This window comes from Serratia grimesii (assembly GCF_900186025.1).
Classification (GTDB): Bacteria; Pseudomonadota; Gammaproteobacteria; order Enterobacterales; family Enterobacteriaceae; genus Serratia; species Serratia grimesii.
On the sequence record NZ_LT883155.1, the window covers coordinates 3,700,008 to 3,721,493 of the forward strand.

The window sequence follows — 21,486 nt, forward strand, 5'->3', positions numbered from 1 at the left end:
CTTTACGGCCGATACCCTGAATAGCCACATCAAGACTCAGGGAGAGTATTATGTCGACCAGTATTACCATGATTGTCCCAGTGAAAAACACCGTACCCGGCATCAGCAACGTCTTTAGCGCCCCTGGCAACGAAGGCCAGTTGTTGATGGCCAAACCGGTCAATCAGCAGCCGGAAGGCGGCAAAATGAAAGAAACCAAGGAAGCCGGCGGCAACGATCAGGTAAAAGTTGCCGACAGCGGTGCCTCGGCGCGTATCAAAGCACTCAATAAACAAATCCAGAATTTGCAGCAAAAACTGGTCGATCTGAAAGACTCTGAAGGTGATCCTAAAGAGATCGAAAAGCAGAAACAGCTAATCCAGGCGCAGATTAAAATGCTGCAAGCCGAGATCGCGCGGATTCAAAAAGAAGAGATGGAAAAGCAACAAGCTGCGCAAATGGCCAGTGCTGCCGACAGTGCCACACCCGTTAAAGGTGATGGTATTAACCGCCCAACCGCGCGCAACGCCGTGGATGTGTATATCTGATCAGTAATCTGCCTGTTGCCCGCGCTGCTGTTGCAGTAACGCTGCCTGCTGCCCTACCACCTGCCAAATGACCTCCGCGGCGGGTGTCAGCGAACGGTTTTTACGTCGCACCAGCATCAATGCGCGGTTGATTTCTGGCACCAGTCGACGCACTTTTAGCTGGCCCCCCTCCGGCAGCGGCAACGCCAGCGCCGGGAAAATGCTGATGCCAATGCCCGCCGCCACCATCGGGAACAGCGTCGCTGGGTGGCCAATCTCTTGTACCACCGTGGCTTCTACCCCTTGCTGGCGCAATGCGCTATCAATCAGTGGTCGGCTACCGGAAGCATAGTCCTGCAATACCAGACGGCAACCATTCAGCGCCGACCAATGCACTTCGGGTTGCCTGGCGAACGGGTGATCATTACGGCACAGCAACAAAAAGGGTTCGTACAGAATCGGCTCGCAATCAAGATCCATCGCCTGCACCGGATCCACCACAATACCAAAATCCACTTCAGCGTTTCGAATACTGTGAAGCACCTGCTGTTGTGCCTGGTCACGCAGCATAATGCGAATATCCGGGTATTTTTTTTCACCCGCAGCGATACATTGCGGCATCAGATGTGCGGAAATAGTCTGGCTTGATGCGACGCGCACCGTGCCGCTGCGCTGCACACCAAAGCTACGTGCATCCAGCAATGACGACTGTAACTCATCGAGTAAACGCTCAACGCGGTTCGCCAGACGCTGTCCGGCATCGGTCAGCAGCACTTCACGCGTTGTGCGATCAAGCAAGCGCACGCCGATCTCTGCCTCTAACTCTTTCACGCTGTGACTGACAGCCGATTGAGTCAGGCCAATGGCCTCACCAGCCCGGCTGAAACTGCGATGCCGCGCAATGGCCACAAAAACTTTGAGCTGCTTAATCGAGTAATTCATGTTTTTTATTCATAAATGAATTAAATAAATCAATTTAATTATTATATCTCGTCGCGCGACAATGCGTGCATCGATTTCTTTCCCGAGTGCGCCTCCATGAGATTTTTGCCCGATCGCTTTACTCTGACGCTGATCGCCACCGTGCTGTTGGCTTCATTCCTGCCGGCACGCGGTGAGTTTGTCGGTTGGCTGAACACCCTGACCATCGCAGCCATCGCTCTGCTGTTCTTTATGCACGGGGCCAAGCTGTCGCGTGAGGCCATTTTGGCCGGCAGCAATAACTGGCGGCTGCATCTGTGGGTGATGTTCAGCACCTTTATTATTTTCCCCGCGCTCGGCGTGCTGTTTAAATGGTGGTCGCCAGTCAACGTCAGTCCAGAGTTGTATTCCGGCTTCATTTACCTGTGCATTCTGCCTGCTACCGTGCAATCGGCCATCGCTTTTACATCGCTGGCAGGTGGCAACGTTGCAGCGGCGGTATGCAGCGCTTCGGCTTCGAGCCTGCTGGGCATCTTCGTCTCTCCCCTGCTGGTCGGGCTATTGATGAACGTCCACGGTGAAACCGGCAGCCTTCAACAGGTCGGTTCCATTGTGCTGCAACTGCTGGTGCCCTTTGTCGCCGGTCACCTGTCACGGCCGTTGATCGGCAAATGGATTGAACGCAACCGCAAGTTGATCGGTAAAACTGACCAGACGTCGATTCTGCTGGTCGTCTATGCCGCTTTTAGCGAGGCAGTCACGCACGGTATCTGGCATCAGGTCGGCATTGGTTCACTGGTGTTTATTGTCGTGGGCAGTCTGGTGTTGTTGACCATTGTATTAGTGGTCAACACCTACATGGCGCGCTGGCTGGGCTTTAGCAAAGCAGATGAAATCACCATAGTGTTTTGCGGTTCGAAGAAAAGCCTGGCAAACGGTATCCCGATGGCCAACATCCTGTTCCCGGCCTCGACCGTTGGGATTATGGTGCTACCACTGATGGTGTTCCATCAGGTGCAGTTGATGACCTGCGCAGTACTGGCTCGGCGCTATCAGAAGAAACAACAGGAAAAACAGGCTGTGCCAAACGCAGAAACAGCGCGGGGATAATGAAACGGGCGCGGCAAGGTACCGCGCCCGGCAATTCAACCTTTCTTCAGCGGCTTGACCAGATGGTCGAGCCCTTCGATTTTAATCGCCAACGTCATTTCCATCAGCATGCCAAGTTTGCCGTTGGGGAACTCCCCTTTGCGGGCGAACCACAGCAAATACTCTTCGGGCAAGTCGATCAGCACCCGTCCCTGGTACTTGCCGAATGGCATCAGAGTGTTGGCGATTTCAATCAGGTTCTCTTTTTCCATCAGGCACCCAGCAGGCGGATCATTTCCGCTTCGTCGATGACTTCAATGCCCAGCTCCTGCGCTTTCACCAGTTTGGAGCCAGCGGCTTCACCGGCAATCACCAGATCGGTTTTCTTCGATACGCTGCCGCTCACCTTAGCCCCCAGCGCCGTCAGGCGATCTTTGGCCTCATCGCGTGAAAGCTGACTCAGCGAGCCGGTCAGCACCACCGTTTTACCGGCAAACGGACTGTCGATCTCTTCCGCGACGATTACCACCGGTGCCGGCCAGTTAATGCCTATCTCGTCGCTGACCAGTTCCCGGATAACTTGCTGGTTAAGCTCTTCGTCGAGGAAATGACGCGTGTGTTTCGCCACGACTTCACCGACGTCCGGCACCTCTTTCAACGCTTCAATATCGGCGGCGAACAGCTTCTCCAGCGTACCGAAGTGGGCAGCCAGATTAGCGGCCGTGGCTTCACCGACCTCGCGAATGCCGAGTGCATACAGGAAACGGGCGAAAGTGGTCTGCTTGGACTTCTCCAGAGCATTGACCAGATTTTGCGCCGATTTTGGCCCCATGCGATCCAGCCCCGTCAGAATCCCTGCGGACAGACGGAACAGATCGGCTGGATTCTTGACGTACTCTTTTTCCACCAGCTGTTCGATGATTTTATCGCCCATGCCGTCAACGTCCAACGCACGACGGGAAACAAAGTGCTTCAGTGCTTCTTTGCGTTGTGCCGCACAGATAAGCCCGCCGGTGCAGCGCGCTACTGCTTCGCCCTCCACCCTCTCGACATCGGAACCGCAGACCGGACAATGCAGTGGGAACAAAATTTCACGCGCGTCCGCTGGGCGGCGCTCAGCCATCACCCCCACCACTTGTGGGATCACGTCGCCCGCGCGGCGGACAATCACTGTGTCGCCGATACGTAGGCCCAGGCGTTCAATTTCATCCGCATTGTGCAACGTGGCATTACTGACAATCACGCCCGCAACCAGCACTGGCTCCAGACGTGCCACCGGTGTAATTGCCCCGGTGCGTCCAACCTGGAATTCTACCTCACGCACCACGGTGATTTGTTCTTGCGCCGGGAATTTGAAGGCCGTCGCCCAGCGAGGTGCACGCGCCACGAAGCCGAGCGTTTCTTGCAGATCGATATCGTCGATCTTCACCACCACGCCGTCGATATCAAAGCCAAGTTGCGTACGGTCTTGCTCTACCTGGCGATAAAACGCCAATACCTCATCGCTGCCAGTGCAGCGTTGAGCGCGATCGCTGACTGGTAACCCCCAATCTTTGAACTGCATCAGACGCTGCCAGTGACTACGCGGCAACTCGCCCCCTTCCAGCAGACCAACGCCATAACAGAAAAAGGTCAGTGGGCGTTTGGCGGTGATCCGTGGGTCAAGCTGACGGATCGAGCCAGCGGCAGCGTTACGCGGGTTGGCGAAGATCTTGCCATCTTTACGGCGCGCCTCTTCGTTCATCTGCTCAAAACCAGCTTGGGGCATAAACACTTCGCCACGCACTTCCAGTCGGGCGGGGATATTGTCGCCGGTCAGCCGCAGGGGAATGGCACGGATGGTACGCACGTTGGAGGTAATATTTTCACCCGTAGTGCCGTCACCTCGCGTGGCCGCACGAACCAGTTCCCCCCCTTCGTACAGCAAGCTGACCGCCAGACCATCCAGTTTCAGCTCGCAGCAGAAAGTCAGTGGGTCACTGCTCTTGAGGCGATCTTGTACTCGCTTGTAAAACGCCAGGAAACTCTCTTCATCAAAGACGTTATCCAACGACAGCATTGGCACTTCGTGACGGACCTGATCGAACGCTGCCAGAGGAGCAGCACCCACACGCTGGGTTGGGGAATCCGCGGTGATCAGCTCCGGGTGCGCGCTTTCCAGTTCACGCAATTCACGCATCAGACGATCATATTCCGCATCCGGCACTTCCGGTGCGTCCAGCACATGGTATTGATATTCGTGATGGCGCAGTGAGGTTCGTAGTTGATTGATTTGTTGGATTATCGATTCCATGGCTCACCATCAAAGATAAAAAACCCCCGGCAGGCGGGGGCTTTGTTGTTACGGATATTCAGTGCGCGTAGCAGCCGATCAGTCGTTGTTATCCAACACTTCACGAATGCGCGCTTTGTAGGTTTCCAGCTTCTGCGGGGTCATCATGCGGCGCTCATCGTCCAGCACCACACCACCCACATCGTCGGCGATTCGCTGTGCCGACTGCAGCATCAGCTTGAAGTTCTGATTAGCGTCGCCATAAGACGGCACCATCATGAACATCGACACGCCTGGCGTGGAGAAGTCGGACATCATCTCAGGATCAAAGGACCCTGGTTTGACCATATTCGCCAGACTGAACAGCACTGGACCGCTGCCTGCAGGACTGATATGGCGATGGAAAATGCCCATTTCGCCAAACTGGAAGCCCGCCTGCAACACGCTCTGCAGCAAGACTTCACCGCCGATCACGCCACCCTGATGTGCAGTCACGTGCAACACCAGTACGGTTTCTTTCAGTTTTGCCGGTTTGATGGCAGCAGGAGCAGGCTGAGGCTCGTTCACCACCGCTGGCTTCACTTCCGTCTGCGGCTGATGAGCAGGTTCGGCGTGGAACACCGGTTCTGCTGCATGCGCCACTGGCGGCAGATCGTCAACGCGCGGTTCACGGCGTGTCGCAGGCTGCTGCGGCTCATCGTCTTCGTCCTGCGCGTAGTTGTCCAACAGGATGTCATCATAATCCGGCCGCTGGGACAGCGGTGGCGGAGACTGATGAGCAGCCGGCTGAACGGCACGCGGTGCTGGCTCAGCCGCCGGAGCAGGCTTGGGCGCAACCACGGGTTCTTCGCGAGCGGCATCAAAATGACCAAAGGACGGCTCATCCTGCGGGTGAGCGGAGCGTACACGCACCTCTCCCACGCCTTCATCGAGATCGTCGATCGGGGATTGTTCACGTTCTTTCTTAGAACGTTTGGCTGGGCGATCGCGGAAAAGCGATGAGCGTTCCTTACGACTGGTCCAAAGACCGTGCAATAACAACGCTATTATGGCGATCGCGCCAACAACGATTAATATCAGACGCAAATCCTGCATCATTGCTATCTCTGTTGTTCCAATACATTGCCACCGCGGCAAACATTCACTCTTTAACTCTATTTGCCCGAGCACACAAGTGCAAGTCCGTGCTGAACTTTATGCCAATAAAGATGATTACACTGCCTTTTTTTGCTGTTTTTTCAGCCAATGTCACCCTAGCCAGTAGAAAATCATCCCGATATGATAGCGATGCCTGTTCAGACAAAGAGATAACTTAAGATATGTCCTATACGCAGTCACCTTCTCACCCCACCAACGGCCTTCATTATTTTGCCGAAGGCTGGCGCCTGATTTCGCGCCCGGGGATTAAACGCTATGTCGTATTGCCGTTACTGGTCAACGTACTGCTAATGGGGTCCGCCTTCTGGTGGTTGTTCAGTCAACTCGGCGACTGGATCCCGAGTATGATGAGCCATGTGCCTAGCTGGTTGCAGTGGCTGAGCTATTTGCTGTGGCCGCTGGCGGTCATCTCCGTGCTGTTGGTGTTCAGTTATCTGTTCAGCACCATCACCAACCTGATTGCTGCGCCGTTCTGTGGCCTGTTAGCTGAACAGCTGGAAGGTAGCCTGACCGGCAAGCCGTTGCCGGACACCGGTATCTTCGGCATTGTGAAAGACCTGCCACGTATTATGGCGCGTGAATGGCGCAAGCTGGCTTACTATCTGCCCCGCGCCTTGCTGTTGCTGATTCTTTATTTCATTCCAGGCATTGGCCAGACTGTAGCGCCTGTGCTGTGGTTCCTGTTCAGCGCCTGGATGCTGGCTATCCAGTATTGCGACTACCCGTTCGATAACCACAAGGTGAGCTTCGCCGATATGCGCAGCGCACTGCGTCAGCATAAAACCGACAACTTACAGTTTGGCGCGATGGTTAGCCTGTTCACCATGATCCCAATCCTCAATCTGGTTATCCTGCCGGTCGCGGTTTGCGGCGCCACCGCCATGTGGGTCGACCGTTATCGCACGCAATTCGTACGATCCTAAGCCATTTTCGGCCCCGCATTACGATTAATTCTTCGACAGGGCGCGCAATTTGCGCCCTTATCCTTGTGCTTAAAACTTATTTCCTAATAACATATAGATATACCAATTCTTTACTTCCCTGCCGGTACTGTTAGCGTATGCTTTCGATGTTCCCCACATTTTCATAGAGTTAAAGGACGGGCTATGAGCAAGATATATGAAGATAACTCATTAACAATCGGCCATACGCCGCTGGTTCGTCTGAACCGTATCGGCAACGGACGCATTCTGGCTAAGGTTGAATCTCGCAACCCTAGCTTCAGCGTTAAGTGCCGCATCGGTGCCAATATGATTTGGGACGCAGAAAAACGCGGCATCCTGGTCGCCGGCAAAGAACTGGTGGAGCCAACCAGCGGCAATACCGGTATCGCTCTGGCGTTCGTCGCCGCGGCGCGTGGTTACAAGCTGACGCTGACCATGCCAGAAACCATGAGCATCGAACGCCGTAAACTGCTCAAAGCCCTGGGTGCCAACCTGGTGCTGACCGAAGGCGCAAAAGGCATGAAGGGCGCGATCGCCAAGGCTGAAGAAATCGTCGCCACCGATCCAAACCGTTACATCATCCTGCAACAGTTCAGCAATCCGGCTAACCCAGCCATTCATGAGCAAACTACCGGCCCAGAAATCTGGGACGACACCGATGGTGAAGTGGATGTATTCATTTCCGGTGTGGGTACCGGCGGTACGCTGACGGGTGTCAGCCGCTATATCAAGAATACCAAAGGCAAGGCAATTACCACCGTTGCTGTGGAACCTACCGACTCACCGGTCATCACCCAGGCGCTAGCCGGTGAAGAAATCAAACCAGGCCCGCATAAAATTCAGGGCATCGGTGCAGGCTTTATCCCTGGCAACCTGGACCTCAAACTGGTCGACCGCGTCGAACAAGTCACCAACGACGAAGCCATCAGCATGGCACGCCGTCTGATGGACGAAGAAGGCATTCTGGCGGGCATTTCCTCAGGTGCCGCAGTGGTGGCAGCAGTGAAATTGGCCGAAGAACCTGAATTCGCCGACAAAACTATCGTGGTGATCCTGCCGTCCTCCGGCGAGCGCTATTTAAGCACCGCCCTGTTCGCTGATTTGTTCACTGAGCAAGAATTGCAACAGTAGTGCCCACTGTGCACAAATCGCTAAAAAAGCACCTTTCGGGGTGCTTTTTTGTGGACTGGATCAAAGTTTATAGCAGTCAAAGATTGATTTTACCTGCCAGCTTTAGTATTTAACGGTGCATTATTTCGGTGCGCAAAATTAATCACTCTTCATTCCTTGTTTAAGCTGAATCGATTTACTCGTTTGTCGCTGATGCGTTAAACACGGCATAATGGGGAGCTGATTGAAACGACGACAGAAGCCAAATTTTTTGATCTGAAGTGCCTAACTCGTCGTTTTCTGTTGCATCAATGCTCGCCCCTGTACCATAGTCAGGCGCTAACCAGACAAGCTAAAGTCACACCCTTGGGCTAAACTTTAGCTCCACAACACACCAATAAGTTGGGGAAACATCAATGTTCCAGCAAGAAGTTACTATTACCGCTCCGAATGGTCTGCACACTCGCCCTGCCGCTCAGTTCGTTAAAGAAGCTAAAGGCTTCACGTCTGACATCACCGTGACCTCTAACGGTAAAAGCGCCAGCGCCAAAAGCCTGTTTAAACTGCAAACTCTGGGGCTGACTCAAGGGACCGTAGTGACCATCTCCGCTGAAGGTGAAGACGAGCAGAAAGCCGTTGAGCACTTGGTAAAACTGATGGCAGAGCTTGAGTAATCGGCCCGTCTTCTTAGTTAACACCAGTCAAGAGTAAGGTAGGGTTATGATTTCAGGCATTTTAGTATCACCGGGTATCGCTTTTGGTAAGGCTCTCCTACTGAAAGAAGATGAAATTGTCATCAACCGGAAGAAAATCTCTGCAGATGATGTAGAGCAGGAAGTCTCACGTTTTCTTGCTGGCCGCGCCAAAGCGTCCGAGCAGTTGGAAGCGATCAAGACCAAAGCTGGCGAAACCTTCGGCGAAGAAAAAGAAGCGATCTTCGAAGGCCACATCATGCTGTTGGAAGACGAAGAGCTTGAGCAGGAAATCATAGCCCTAATCAAAGACGATCTGGCTTCTGCAGACGCAGCTGCCTACACCATCATCGAAGGCCAGGCGAAAGCACTGGAAGAACTGGATGATGAATACCTGAAAGAACGTGCAGCCGACGTACGTGACATCGGTAAACGCCTGCTGCAGAACATTCTGGGCTTGGCTATCGTCGATCTGAGCGCGATTCAGGACGAAGTGATCCTGGTTGCCACCGATCTGACCCCGTCAGAGACCGCACAGTTGAACCTGGACAAAGTTCTGGGCTTCATCACCGATCTCGGCGGTCGTACGTCTCACACCTCGATCATGGCCCGTTCTCTGGAATTGCCGGCAATCGTAGGCACCAGCGACGTGACCAAGCAGGTTAAGAACGACGATTACCTGATTCTGGACGCGGTTAACAATAAAATTTACGTTAACCCAACTGCTGACGTTATCGATCAGCTGAAAGCCGAACAGAACCAGTACGTGACCGAGAAAAACGATCTGGCCAAACTGAAAGATCTGCCGGCAATTACGCTGGACGGTCATCAGGTTGAAGTCTGCGCCAACATCGGCACCGTGCGCGACGTCGCAGGTGCAGAGCGCAACGGCGCTGAAGGCGTCGGCCTGTATCGTACCGAATTCCTGTTTATGGATCGTGACTCACTGCCAACCGAAGACGAGCAATTCCAGGCCTATAAAGCCGTTGCGGAAGCCGTAGGTTCACAGGCTGTGATTGTCCGTACCATGGACATCGGCGGCGACAAAGATCTGCCGTACATGAACCTGCCGAAAGAAGAGAACCCGTTCCTTGGATGGCGTGCCATCCGTATCGCCATGGACCGCAGAGAAATCCTGCACGCTCAGCTGCGCGCTATTCTGCGTGCCTCTGCGTTCGGTAAACTGCGCATCATGTTCCCGATGATCATTTCCGTGGAAGAAGTCCGCGATCTGAAAGGTGAAATCGAGACGCTGAAAGCGCAGCTGCGTGAAGAAGGCAAGGCGTTTGACGAAACAATTGAAGTCGGCGTGATGGTGGAAACACCAGCGGCGGCGGTGATTGCTCACCACCTGGCAAAAGAAGTCGACTTCTTTAGTATTGGGACAAACGATCTAACCCAGTATACTCTGGCAGTAGATCGCGGCAACGAGCTGATTTCTCATCTCTATAACCCGATGTCCCCATCAGTACTTAGCCTGATCAAACAGGTTATTGATGCATCTCATGCAGAAGGCAAGTGGACCGGTATGTGCGGTGAACTGGCTGGCGATGAGCGTGCTACACTGTTGTTATTGGGCATGGGGCTGGATGAGTTCAGCATGAGTGCGATTTCAATCCCGCGCATCAAGAAAATTATTCGTAATACTAATTTCGAAGATGTGAAGGCGTTGGCAGCGCAAGCCTTGGCACAGCCAACGGCGCAAGATCTGATGAATTGCGTGAATAAATTCATCGAAGAAAAGACGCTCTGCTAAACTTCCACGACACTGGAACGCCGCCCAATTTAATGCTTAGGAGAAGATCATGGGTTTGTTCGATAAATTGAAATCTCTGGTTTCTGATGACAAGAAAGACACGGGCACTATCGAGATCGTAGCTCCACTTTCTGGCGAAATCGTTAATATCGAAGATGTACCTGACGTAGTATTCGCTGAAAAAATCGTTGGCGACGGTATTGCTATCAAACCAACAGGCAACAAAATGGTTGCCCCGGTTGACGGCACTATCGGCAAAATTTTCGAAACCAACCATGCTTTCTCTATCGAATCCGACAGCGGCATCGAGCTGTTTGTCCACTTCGGTATTGACACTGTTGAACTGAAAGGCGAAGGCTTCAAACGCATCGCTGAAGAAGGTCAGCGCGTCAAGAAAGGCGACGTCGTTATCGAGTTCAACCTGGCACTGTTGGAAGAGAAAGCCAAGTCTATCCTGACGCCGGTTGTTATCTCCAACATGGACGAGATCAAAGAGCTGATCAAACTGTCCGGTAACGTCACCGTTGGCGAGACCCCGATCATCCGCATCAAGAAGTAATCGCGAATGACCATAGAAACGGCGCCCAGTGCGCCGTTTTTTTTATCCCTTTCGTCTTTCAAACTGCAGCGTTGTTGGCTGCTTGTGCTTACCCAAGCCACTCACCAGTGTAAGCTACGGGGATTACCCACGCTTGCCGCCTGGCTGCAATTCGAAATCCTTTGGGTATACCGGCTGTAATAGACGTTACGACGCAGGCATCTTGAACATGGACAGCGCGTAGCCCCCGGAGCGTACACGTAGTACGTGAGGACGCGGGCACTGCCCTGGTTCAAAATGGCAAGTAAGATAGTCTGTTATGACCAGCGCGGGATGCGCAGGGTAATAACCAACCCCTCTAGTTCGCCGTTGCGCGCTTCAACCTGACCGCCGTGCGCCAGCACCACCTTGCGGGTGATCGCCAGCCCCAGCCCGTATCCCTTACCTGACAGCGCTGATTTCACACGTACAAAGGGATCGAAAATGCTCGACAGCTTCGACTCTTCCACTCCAGGCCCCTGATCGCTGACCTCTATCTGGAACAATTGATCGATACGCGTCAGCACCACCGTCACTTGCTGTCCGTGGCTGGAGAAACGCAGCGCGTTACGCACGATATTGTCCACTGCGCGACGCATCAGCTCGGCATTCCCTTTAACGGTATATTCCACGTCCGAACTGGCTTGCAGCACAATATCCACTCCCGGAACCTGCGCTTCGTAGCGTGCGTCGCTCACCACCGCATCCACCAGTCCGTACAAATCGAAATACTCTTCATCCGGCAGATTGTTGCTTTCGGCGCGTGACAGCGCCAACAGCTCGCCAATCATTTTATCCAACCTCCCTGCTTCATGCTCAATACGCTGCAACGAGTTTTCTACATTACCTTCATTCTGTCGCGCCAGACCAATGGCTAACTGCAAACGGGCCAGCGGTGAACGCAACTCGTGCGAGACGTCATGCAACAACTGCTCTCGAGCGCTGACCAGCAACTCTAACCGTTCCGCCATGCTGTCAAAGTCACGCGCCACCTCAGAAAGCTCATCATGTCTGCGGCGCATCGCAGGGAATAAACGCACCGATAAATCGCCCTGTGCCACGCGATCAAAACCGTCGCGCAGTTTGCGCATCGGCCGGGTCAGGTTCCAGGCCAACACCGCACTGAATAACAACCCCGCCAACCCGCCTACCCACAGCATCGGAGCGGGGATATTGAAGAAATGCGAGCGCTTGTTCGGGCGGTACTCCTCCCGCAGGCCACGCATGTCGTAGCTCAGCAGATAGCCCTTACCGTCCCCCTCGCCTGCCACCCATTCTGTAACCGCTTTCGGCATCCGACGGCCTTCAAACACCGGTTCCTCCGGTGCCGGTGCCGGCGGTTGCGCCAGCGGAGTCACGGACAGCAAGCGCCGGTCATCTTCCGGCCAGTCTTTCAGCATCGCCTCGAGTGCCGGCATTCCACCACTGCGCAGTTGTGTCGCGGCAGAAGTTAAATGCAGCGCAATCACTCGCCGAGCCATTGCGTTTTCCGGCGGCTCGTAGCGATCGCCGTACAATGAAAAAGCGACCCACAATGCCTGGGTCATGATGATAAAGGTCAGCCAGAAGCCGAGCAGGATTTTCCAGAAGAGTCTTCCGCGCATGGGCATTATCGGATTCGGTAGCCGATGCTGCGCACCGTTTCAATACTTAACACGTTGTCCGTCAAGGCACCCAGCTTCTGCCGGATATTGCTGATATGGACATCAACGCTGCGGTCATAAGCTTCACGCGGGCGTCCCAAACCTTTTTCTGACAGCTCATCTTTTGATACTACGCGTTCAGGCGCACGTAACAGCAACTCGAGCAGGTTGAATTCGGAAGCCGTCAGATCAAACGGCTTGCCACGCCATTCGCTGCTACGGGTAGACGGGTTAAGACTCAGCTCACCGAAATTGATAACAACCTCGTCGTCCACTTCATCCGGGCGCTCGTCAAAACGACGCAACACCGCACGCAAACGTGCCACCAGCTCACGGGGATAGCACGGCTTAGGCATGTAGTCGTCAGCGCCCATTTCCAGGCCGATAACCCGATCGATGTTATCGCCTTTGGCTGTCAGCATAATGATTGGCATACGGCTCTTTTTACGCACGTCGCGCAGGACGTCAATGCCACTCATGTCCGGCAGCATGATGTCGAGGATCATCGCGGTATAGTCGCCCGACAGCGCGCCTTCCACCCCGGCTTTGCCAGTCAGTACCAGCGTGGCGTTAAACCCTTCGCCGGTCAGGTATTCGCTCAGCATGGTGCCGAGTTCGAGGTCATCATCGACCAATAAAATTTTCATGCCTTGCTCCTTCGCGGATTTTCGCCATTTTCACGCCTATTTGTCTGCTTCGCAGCCGGTTTTACTCAATCCTTACATATTCCTGAACGCCACTTAACCGCAGACCCATCGGCGGCGCGTTAAATTAGTGCCAACAGATTTTTACCGCGCTTTTATGCCAGGGAACTTCATCGTCATGCCATCGTTTCAACGCTCAAAACGCTATCTGCTGCCCACTGTTATTGTGGCTGCTATCGCCCTATTTCTCTACTTCAGATCTCAAGGTGATACAGCGCCTCCCCGTTATATCACTGCGGTGGCGCAAACGCGCGACCTGGAACAAACGGTGTTGGCTGACGGCACCATTGAAGCGCAAAAACAGGTCAGCGTCGGCGCACAGGTGTCTGGTCAGATAAAGGCCCTGTACGTGGCGCTGGGCGATAAAGTACATAAAGGGCAACGGGTCGCTGAGATTGACGACTTAACCCAGCAGAATGCCCTGAGGGACGCAGAGGCGGCATTGAAAAACGTTCAGGCGCAACGCGCATCAAAAATGGCGGCATTACACAACAATGAGCGCGCCTATCAGCGTCAGCAAGCTATCGTGGCGCATGGCGTCGGTATACGGGCAGATTTGGACAATGCTCAGGCCACACTGATTGCCACACGCGCCGATGTTAATGCGCTGGATGCGCAAATCGTCCAGGCGCAGATTGCGGTCAACACAGCACAAGTTAACCTCGGTTACACCAAAATCACCTCGCCGATAGACGGCACCATCGTCGCGTTACCGGTGGAAGCTGGGCAGACGGTGAATGCGGTACAAAGCGCACCGACCATCGTCAAAGTCGCTCAATTGGCAACCATGACCATCGAAGCACAGATTTCTGAAGCTGACGTGGTCAAGGTAAAAACCGGCATGCCGGTCTATTTCACCATCCTGGGTGAACCAGGTAAGCGCTACCGCACCACATTGCGGGCGATTGAACCGGCCCCGGATTCCATCAATGATGAGACCACATCGTCCAGTACCAGCAGCTCCAGCAGTTCCTCCAGCTCCAGCACCGCAATTTACTACAACGGTCTGTTCGACGTCGCCAACCCTGACGGTGCGCTACGTATCTCAATGACCGCACAGGTGTATATCGTGTTAGCCAAGGCAGAGAACGCCGTGGTCATCCCCGCAACGGCCTTACAAGGAGACTGGGTGCAGGTGGTCGACAAGCAAGGCAACATTGTCAGACGTCCGGTAAAAGTTGGTATTAACAACAACGTCGATGCACAGATTATCAGCGGCCTATTAGCCGGTGAGAGTGTCATTGTCAGCCAGGTGAATTCCGCAACCAAAAGCAGCACGCGCCGTATGGGCCCGCCGCCAATGGGAATATAACGATGAGCCAACAACCTTTGCTGCAACTGCGCGGCATCAGCCGCCGTTTTCAAGCCGGTGAACAAAACGTAACGGTATTGAACAATATCGATCTCTCCATTGGTCAGGGTGAAATGGTGGCGATCGTGGGCGCTTCCGGTTCCGGTAAATCAACGCTGATGAACATTCTCGGCTGTCTTGATCGCCCGAGCGAAGGCGATTACCAGGTGGCTGGCCGCAGTACTGGACAGTTAGATCGCGATAGCTTGGCCGAACTACGACGCGAACACTTCGGTTTTATCTTCCAACGCTATCATCTGCTGGGCGATCTGAGTGCGCAGGGCAACGTGGAGGTGCCGGCAGTGTATGCCGGCCATCCACGCCGTTCACGTCAACAACGTGCAGCTGATTTATTACAACGGCTAGGGTTGTCGCAACGATTGAATTACCGCCCAAGTCAGCTCTCCGGGGGCCAACAACAGCGGGTTAGCATCGCCCGTGCATTGATGAACGGCGGCGAAGTGATTCTGGCGGATGAACCGACCGGTGCGCTGGACAGTCACAGTGGGCAAGAGGTGATGAGTATCCTGAAAGGCCTGCACGCACGGGGCCACACGGTGGTAATTGTCACTCACGACATGCAGATTGCCGAACATGCTCAGCGCATCATTGAACTCAGTGATGGCAAGATCGTTGCCGATCGACAGAAAACCGTCCAACGCGTCGCACGCCTGCCAAAAGCGTTGGATAACACAACCAGCCGCTGGCAATCACAACGCGATCGCCTGCGCGAAGCATTCAAAATGGCGCTCTTGGCTATGGCCTCCCAGCGCCTGCGCACCCTCCTCACCATGCTCGGCATTATCATTGGCATTGCCTCGGTCGTCTCGGTAGTGGCACTGGGCAAAGGCTCTCAACAGCAAGTACTGGCCAATATCAACGCCATGGGCACCAGCACACTGGAGGTCTATCCGGGTAAAGATTTCGGCGATATGCGCTCAGCCGCAGTGCAAACGCTGCGTGCTACCGACGCCGACGCACTGGCACAGCAAGGATACGTGCACAGCGTGACACCGACCGTCTCCACCAGCACCACGTTCCGCTATGGCAACCAGTCGGTCAGCGGCACAGTCAATGGTGTCGGGGAACAGTATTTTCTGGTCCGTGGCTATAACATCGATAGCGGCATGGCATTTAACCGTCATAGCATCGAGCAGCTGATGCAGGAAGTCGTGATCGACGAAAATACCCGTGACACGCTGTTTCCTCACGGTACCAACCCGCTTGGCGAAGTGATCCTGCTCGGTTCACTGCCTTGCCGCATCATCGGCGTCGCCGCTAAAAAGCAAAGTGGCTTCGGCAGCGATGAAAATCTGAATGTCTGGATCCCCTACACCACCGCGATGAAACGCATGCTAGGCCAGAGCTACCTGAAAAGCATTACCGTACGCGTTAACGATGATGTTGATCTCTCCAGTGCTGAGGATGGCGTAACGCGCCTGCTGAGCCAACGTCACGGTGGCAAAGATTTCTTCGTGATGAACACCGATAGCATTCGCCAAACCATTGAACAGACTACCGCCACCCTGACGCTGTTGGTGTCGATGATTGCGTTGATTTCGCTGGTGGTCGGCGGTATTGGGGTGATGAATATCATGCTGGTGTCGGTCACCGAGCGCACCCGTGAAATTGGCGTACGCATGGCGGTTGGCGCACGTGCCAGCGACATCATGCAGCAATTTTTGATTGAAGCAGTTCTGGTGTGCCTGCTGGGTGGGACGCTGGGGGTGTTATTGTCACTGGCGATAGGCGTGCTGTTCAGCCAATTCAGCGATAACTTCACGATGGTTTATTCCACCGAATCTATCGTTGCCGCCTTTATCTGCTCGACATTAATCGGGGTTATTTTTGGTTTCTTCCCGGCGAAACGTGCCGCCGGGATGGATCCGATACATGCGTTGGAAAGGGAATAATACTCAGCCAAAAACACCGGTAGAAAGATAGCGATCACCGCGATCACAGATGATCGCCACAATCACACTGCCGGGGTTTTCTGCGGCAATCCGCAACGCGCCCGCAACGGCGCCACCGGAACTGACGCCGCAGAAAATACCTTCACGTTGCGCCAACTGACGCATGGTCTGCTCAGCGTCAGTCTGCTCAATGTCCAATACCTGATCGACCAGATCCGGGCGGAATATCCCCGGCAGGTAGGCTGGCGCCCAGCGGCGAATACCGGGAATATTGCTGCCTTCTGCCGGTTGCAGACCGATGATCTGCACCTGTGCGTTCTGGCTCTTCAGATAGCCACCGACACCGGTTATCGTGCCCGTGGTCCCCATGCTTGAAACGAAATGGGTAATACGCTGCTCGCTCTGTTGCCAGATTTCCGGGCCAGTGGTGGTGAAGTGGGCGTACGGGTTATCCAAATTATTGAACTGGTCCAGTACTTTGCCCTGCCCCTGATTATGCATTTCTAATGCCAAATCGCGCGCGCCTTCCATCCCGACTTCGCGGCTAACCAGAATCAACTCTGCCCCATAAGCGCGCATCGCCGCCTGCCGTTCCAGGCTCATGTTTTCCGGCATCAACAGCGTCATAGCATAGCCTTTCAACGCCGCGATCATCGCCAGCGCAATACCGGTGTTGCCACTGGTGGCCTCGATCAGACGGTCACCGGGCTGTATCTCACCGCGCAGCTCAGCCTGCTGAATCATCGCCAGCGCGGCACGATCCTTCACCGAACCCGCTGGGTTATTACCTTCCAGTTTGACCCAAACCTCGCTGTTCAGTCCTGTCGTCAGACGTTGTAATTTTACCAGCGGGGTATTACCGATACATTGTTCAAGCGTTGTCACGATCTTTGCCTGTGTGTTGAAGTGCGTAATATAAAAGGCAACCCCGGGGTTGCCTTTAAAATGATGACGGGTATAAAAACTATCAGGCGCTTTTAGCTAACGCAACAGGTTGTAGTAGTTGATCGCCGGCGTACAGACGCGCATTCAGGCTGCCAACGTAATAACGACCGCCGCGCACCGGGGTTTCATTGCCTTCCGGCAAAATCACGCTGATAGGCTCCTGATGCCAGCCGATCGGCTGCACGGTCAATTGCCAGAAGTGGCCACGCGGGCTGACTTCCAGCACCTGCACCGGTAACGGGCAGCGGTCACTGCTCTCAGTACCCACTTCCATTTCCCAAGGCCGCAGGAACAAGTCCACGCTACCCTGGTGCATCGGCTGGAACGACAGCGGCCACTGATGCGCACCAACAAACAGCTGTGAACCACGGATCTCGCCGCTCAGGCGGTTCACTTCACCCATAAATTCCAGCACGAAGCGGCTGGCGGGCTCACGCACAATCTCTTCCGGCGATCCCACCTGTTCAATATTGCCCTGGCTCATCACCACGATACGGTCGGCCACTTCCATCGCTTCTTCCTGATCGTGGGTGACGAACACGCTGGTGAATTTCAGCTCTTCGTGTAACTGACGCAACCAACGACGCAATTCTTTACGCACTTGCGCATCCAGTGCACCGAAAGGTTCATCCAGCAGTAAAATCTGCGGTTCTACCGCCAAGGCGCGCGCCAGGGCTACGCGCTGCTTCTGGCCGCCAGAAAGTTGTGACGGATAGCGGTTAGCCAAATGGGCCAATTGCACCATCTCCAGCAACTGGGTCACTTTTTGTTTGATCGCCGCTGCATTCGGACGTTCACGACGCGGCAACACGCTCAAACCAAAAGCGATGTTGTCAAATACTGTCATATGGCGGAACAGCGCATAATGCTGGAATACGAAGCCCACCCGACGGTCGCGCGCATGGACATGGCTAACGTCGGTTCCGTGGAAGCCCAACTTACCGCTACTTTGGTTTTCTAGCCCAGCGATAATACGCAGCAGTGTGGTTTTACCGGAACCAGACGGCCCGAGTAATGCCACCATCTCGCCGGAAGCAATGTCGAGCGAGATATCGTTCAACACCTTGGTACGACCGAAAAACTTGTTGATACCGTTGATCTCAATGCTCATGATTTTCCTCCCGCTCGAGACGTGCATTCTGACGTTCCAGACGCCATTGCAGGCCACTCTTCAAAAATAGGGTCACTATCGCCATCAGGGTCAATAAACCGGCGGCGGTAAAGGAGCCAACCGTATTGTAATCCTGTTGCAATAACTCAACCTGCAGCGGCAGGCTGAAGGTTTCACCGCGAATAGAACCGGACACCACTGACACTGCGCCGAATTCACCAATGGCTCGCGCGTTGGTCAGTACCACGCCGTACAGCAGCGCCCAGCGAATGTTTGGTAACGTCACCCGGCGGAACATCTGCCAGCCAGAGGCGCCCAGCAAAATAGCAGCCTCGTCTTCCTGACTGCCTTGACTCAGCATCATCGGCACCAGCTCACGCACCACAAACGGACAGGTAACGAAAATGGTCACCAGCACCATGCCCGGCCAAGAGAACATAAGCTGGATATTATGCGCATCCAGCCAACCGCCCAGCAGACCATTGCTGCCGTAAAACAGCAGGTAAATCAGCCCAGCCACCACCGGTGAAACGGCGAACGGGATGTCGATCAACGTCAGTAAAAGTTGACGCCCAGGAAAGGTAAAACGCGTCACCAACCATGCCAGCAACGTACCGAAAACCAGGTTGAACGGTACGGTAATCAAGGCGATCAGCACCGTCAGCCAGATAGCGTGCAACATGTCGCGATCGACCAGGTTACTCCACATCGCGCCAGCACCTTTGGAAAAGGCCTCGGCGAAAATCGAAATGATCGGTACCACCAGCAGCAGTACCGAAAACAGCACGCCGATACCGATCAACGTCCACTTGCCCCAGTTGACGCGCGGGCGTTCGACGCCGTTGAACTCAGAGATATCCGCCATCAGTGCCCCCCGATGCGTCGGCCAAAGCGGCTCTGCAAAACGTTAATGCTGAACAGCAACAGCAGTGATGCAGCCAAGATCACCGAGGCAATCGCACTGGCGGCCGGGTAATCGAACTCCTGCAAACGAACAAAAATCATCAGTGAAGTCACTTCCGTCTTCCAGGCGATGTTACCGGCGATAAAAATCACTGCACCAAACTCACCCAGGCTACGGGTAAATGAGATCGCCGTACCGGCTAACAGCGCCGGCGCCAGCTCTGGCATCACGACGCGACGAAAGCTCTGCCAGCGAGTGGCACCCAGCGTTTCGGCCGCCTCTTCGTATTCCGGCCCCAACTCTTCCAATACCGGCTGAACGGTACGCACCACAAATGGCAGGCTGGTAAATGCCATCGCCACCGCAATACCCAGCCAGGTAAACGTCACTTTGATGTCAAAATGCGCCAGCCATTGGCCATACCAACCGGTAGTAGAAAACAGCCCCGCCAGCGTCAGACCGGCTACCGCAGTCGGCAACGCAAACGGCAGATCGATCAAGCCGTCCAACAGCGTGCGACCCGGGAAACGGTAACGCGTGAGGATCCAGGCCATCAGCATGCCAAACACCGCGTTAAATAGGCTGGCAACACCCGCAGCCAGCAGCGTCACCTTGTAGGCTGCGACCACCTGCGGATTGGAAATTACCTCCCAATACTGCGCCAGGCTCATTTGCGCCAACTGCATCACCAGCGCACTGAGCGGCAACAGCAGGATCAGACAGGTGTAAAACAGGCTGCTCCCGAGGCTCAGTCCGAACCCAGGCAGAACCCGTTTGCTGGACAACGACAACATTACTTATGCCCTGCTGCTAATAACTGATCCAACTCACCACCGGTGGAGAAATGCGTTTTCATCACCTGCGGCCAGCCGCCAAACTGATCTTCTACCCGGAACAACTTGGTGTCCGGGAACTGGCTCTTCGCCGCCGCCATCGCCTGCTTATCGTAAACGCGATAGTAGTAGCTGGTGATCACCTGCTGCGCTGCAGGGCTGTAGAGATAATTCAGGTAGTCTTTGGCCGCCTGTTCAGTCCCGTTTCTTTCCACATTCTTGTCAACCCAGGCAACCGGGAACTCTGCCAGAATATCGACCGGCGGCACGATCACTTGGTATTTGTCTTCACCATACTGCTTACGAATATTGTTCACTTCAGATTCAAAACTTATCAGCACGTCACCCAAGCCACGCTCCACAAAGGTGGTCGTCGCACCGCGACCGCCGGTGTCGAACACCAATACGTTTTTCAGGAAGCGGGTCATAAAGGCGCGAGTTTTCGCCTGATCGTTACCATCAGCCTGATTTGCGGCACCCCAAGCGGCCAGATAGGTATAACGGCCATTACCGGAAGTTTTCGGGTTTGGGAATACCAGCTTCACATCGTCGCGCACCAAATCATTCCAGTTATGAATGCCTTTTGGATTGTCCTTGCGTACCAGGAAAGCCATGGTGGAATAGAAGGGGGAACTGTTGTTCGGTAAACGGCTCTGCCAGTCAGCCGGTATCAGTTGCCCACGGTCGTGCAGGATCTGTACGTCAGTAACCTGGTTGTAGGTCACCACATCGGCACGTAACCCCTGTAAGATCGCCAGTGCCTGTTTGGAAGAACCTGCATGGGACTGTTTGATGGTCAGCTTGTCGCCCGGATGCTGCTGGTTCCATTGCTGCTCGAAACCAGGATTCAATGCAGCAAACAATTCACGGGAAACGTCATAAGAGCTGTTCAGCAATTCAGTTGCCGAAACGGTGCCACTGGCTAACAGCGCCGCCGCCAACCATCCTTTCAGCACAATATTTTTAACCCGTGTTTGTTTCATTCTGCACCTTAGCTAACTGAGTCAATCTGTCGGGCTTTCGCCCTGATGTTGACCAGTGTATTTATAACTAGGTG

At 54.3% G+C, this 21,486-nt stretch carries 20 protein-coding genes; 9 read left to right on the forward strand and 11 right to left on the reverse strand.

Annotated features, from left to right (window positions below; all coding sequences use genetic code 11):
- The first annotated feature begins 50 nt into the window (after positions 1 to 50).
- Entirely contained in the window at positions 51 to 527 is a 477-nt protein-coding gene (locus tag SGBXF1_RS17425; RefSeq protein WP_186427261.1) for a FlxA-like family protein, read from the forward strand.
- Here SGBXF1_RS17425 and SGBXF1_RS17430 read toward each other — a convergent pair whose 3' ends face one another.
- Complete coding sequence (locus SGBXF1_RS17430; protein ID WP_130381615.1) at positions 528 to 1,448, reverse strand: LysR family transcriptional regulator; 921 nt, start codon at positions 1,446 to 1,448, stop codon at positions 528 to 530.
- Positions 1,449 to 1,544: 96 nt separating this feature from the next.
- Between SGBXF1_RS17430 and SGBXF1_RS17435 the strand changes: the two genes are divergently transcribed.
- Entirely contained in the window at positions 1,545 to 2,537 is a 993-nt protein-coding gene (locus SGBXF1_RS17435; protein ID WP_037423997.1) for a bile acid:sodium symporter family protein, read from the forward strand.
- A 35-nt stretch (positions 2,538 to 2,572) separates the two neighbouring features.
- Here SGBXF1_RS17435 and SGBXF1_RS17440 read toward each other — a convergent pair whose 3' ends face one another.
- The 3 genes from SGBXF1_RS17440 to zipA all read right to left on the reverse strand — a co-directional run bounded on the left by SGBXF1_RS17440 (position 2,573) and on the right by zipA (position 5,886).
- Positions 2,573 to 2,788 carry a DUF3820 family protein gene (locus SGBXF1_RS17440; RefSeq protein WP_061808100.1) on the reverse strand — a complete coding sequence of 72 codons (216 nt, stop codon included), beginning with the start codon at positions 2,786 to 2,788 and terminating at the stop codon, positions 2,573 to 2,575.
- Positions 2,788 to 4,809, reverse strand: coding sequence for an NAD-dependent DNA ligase LigA (gene ligA / locus SGBXF1_RS17445; RefSeq protein WP_186427262.1), 2,022 nt, complete (start codon positions 4,807 to 4,809; stop codon positions 2,788 to 2,790). The genes SGBXF1_RS17440 and ligA overlap by 1 nt, the downstream gene beginning before the upstream one ends.
- Positions 4,810 to 4,887: 78 nt before the next feature.
- A complete protein-coding gene (gene zipA / locus SGBXF1_RS17450) occupies positions 4,888 to 5,886 on the reverse strand; it encodes a cell division protein ZipA (RefSeq protein ID WP_186427263.1) in 999 nt (332 codons plus the stop codon).
- Positions 5,887 to 6,107: 221 nt separating this feature from the next.
- Between zipA and cysZ the strand changes: the two genes are divergently transcribed.
- From cysZ to crr, 5 genes are all read left to right on the forward strand, one after another.
- Entirely contained in the window at positions 6,108 to 6,869 is a 762-nt protein-coding gene (gene cysZ, locus SGBXF1_RS17455; RefSeq protein WP_037424008.1) for a sulfate transporter CysZ, read from the forward strand.
- A 183-nt stretch (positions 6,870 to 7,052) separates the two neighbouring features.
- The gene (gene cysK / locus SGBXF1_RS17460; protein ID WP_037424010.1) at positions 7,053 to 8,021 is read left to right on the forward strand and encodes a cysteine synthase A; all 969 of its coding nucleotides are present in this window, start codon (positions 7,053 to 7,055) and stop codon (positions 8,019 to 8,021) included.
- A gap of 395 nt (positions 8,022 to 8,416) precedes the next feature.
- Positions 8,417 to 8,674, forward strand: a complete 258-nt coding sequence (ptsH, locus tag SGBXF1_RS17465; protein ID WP_004936458.1) for a phosphocarrier protein Hpr — start codon at positions 8,417 to 8,419, stop codon at positions 8,672 to 8,674.
- A 46-nt stretch (positions 8,675 to 8,720) separates the two neighbouring features.
- Positions 8,721 to 10,448, forward strand: coding sequence for a phosphoenolpyruvate-protein phosphotransferase PtsI (gene ptsI / locus SGBXF1_RS17470; protein WP_037424013.1), 1,728 nt, complete (start codon positions 8,721 to 8,723; stop codon positions 10,446 to 10,448).
- A gap of 49 nt (positions 10,449 to 10,497) precedes the next feature.
- Entirely contained in the window at positions 10,498 to 11,007 is a 510-nt protein-coding gene (gene crr, locus SGBXF1_RS17475) for a PTS glucose transporter subunit IIA (RefSeq protein WP_037424016.1), read from the forward strand.
- Positions 11,008 to 11,303: 296 nt separating this feature from the next.
- Here crr and SGBXF1_RS17480 read toward each other — a convergent pair whose 3' ends face one another.
- Both SGBXF1_RS17480 and SGBXF1_RS17485 read right to left on the reverse strand, forming a co-directional pair.
- Entirely contained in the window at positions 11,304 to 12,629 is a 1,326-nt protein-coding gene (locus tag SGBXF1_RS17480; protein WP_037424103.1) for an ATP-binding protein, read from the reverse strand.
- 5 nt (positions 12,630 to 12,634) lie between these two features.
- Positions 12,635 to 13,315, reverse strand: coding sequence for a response regulator transcription factor (locus SGBXF1_RS17485; RefSeq protein ID WP_186427264.1), 681 nt, complete (start codon positions 13,313 to 13,315; stop codon positions 12,635 to 12,637).
- 175 nt (positions 13,316 to 13,490) lie between these two features.
- Here SGBXF1_RS17485 and SGBXF1_RS17490 point away from each other — a divergent pair, with 175 nt between their 5' ends.
- Positions 13,491 to 14,684 carry an efflux RND transporter periplasmic adaptor subunit gene (locus tag SGBXF1_RS17490; protein ID WP_186427265.1) on the forward strand — a complete coding sequence of 398 codons (1,194 nt, stop codon included), beginning with the start codon at positions 13,491 to 13,493 and terminating at the stop codon, positions 14,682 to 14,684.
- Positions 14,685 to 14,686: 2 nt separating this feature from the next.
- Positions 14,687 to 16,636 (forward strand): MacB family efflux pump subunit, encoded by a 1,950-nt coding sequence (locus tag SGBXF1_RS17495; protein ID WP_061808104.1) that lies wholly within the window; start codon positions 14,687 to 14,689, stop codon positions 16,634 to 16,636.
- Positions 16,637 to 16,639: 3 nt separating this feature from the next.
- On the opposite strand, the gene cysM is transcribed toward SGBXF1_RS17495, so the two are convergent.
- From cysM to SGBXF1_RS17520, 5 genes are all read right to left on the reverse strand, one after another.
- On the reverse strand, positions 16,640 to 17,521 hold the full coding sequence (gene cysM / locus SGBXF1_RS17500; protein WP_037424028.1) for a cysteine synthase CysM: 882 nt from the start codon (positions 17,519 to 17,521) through the stop codon (positions 16,640 to 16,642).
- An 82-nt stretch (positions 17,522 to 17,603) separates the two neighbouring features.
- A complete protein-coding gene (gene cysA / locus SGBXF1_RS17505; protein ID WP_037424031.1) occupies positions 17,604 to 18,692 on the reverse strand; it encodes a sulfate/thiosulfate ABC transporter ATP-binding protein CysA in 1,089 nt (362 codons plus the stop codon).
- Positions 18,682 to 19,557, reverse strand: coding sequence for a sulfate/thiosulfate ABC transporter permease CysW (cysW, locus tag SGBXF1_RS17510; RefSeq protein ID WP_037424033.1), 876 nt, complete (start codon positions 19,555 to 19,557; stop codon positions 18,682 to 18,684). Before cysW ends, cysA begins: the two co-directional genes overlap by 11 nt.
- Positions 19,557 to 20,390 (reverse strand): sulfate/thiosulfate ABC transporter permease CysT, encoded by an 834-nt coding sequence (cysT, locus tag SGBXF1_RS17515; RefSeq protein ID WP_037424035.1) that lies wholly within the window; start codon positions 20,388 to 20,390, stop codon positions 19,557 to 19,559. Before cysT ends, cysW begins: the two co-directional genes overlap by 1 nt.
- Complete coding sequence (locus SGBXF1_RS17520; protein ID WP_061808107.1) at positions 20,390 to 21,412, reverse strand: sulfate ABC transporter substrate-binding protein; 1,023 nt, start codon at positions 21,410 to 21,412, stop codon at positions 20,390 to 20,392. The genes cysT and SGBXF1_RS17520 overlap by 1 nt, the downstream gene beginning before the upstream one ends.
- Positions 21,413 to 21,486: the final 74 nt, after the last annotated feature.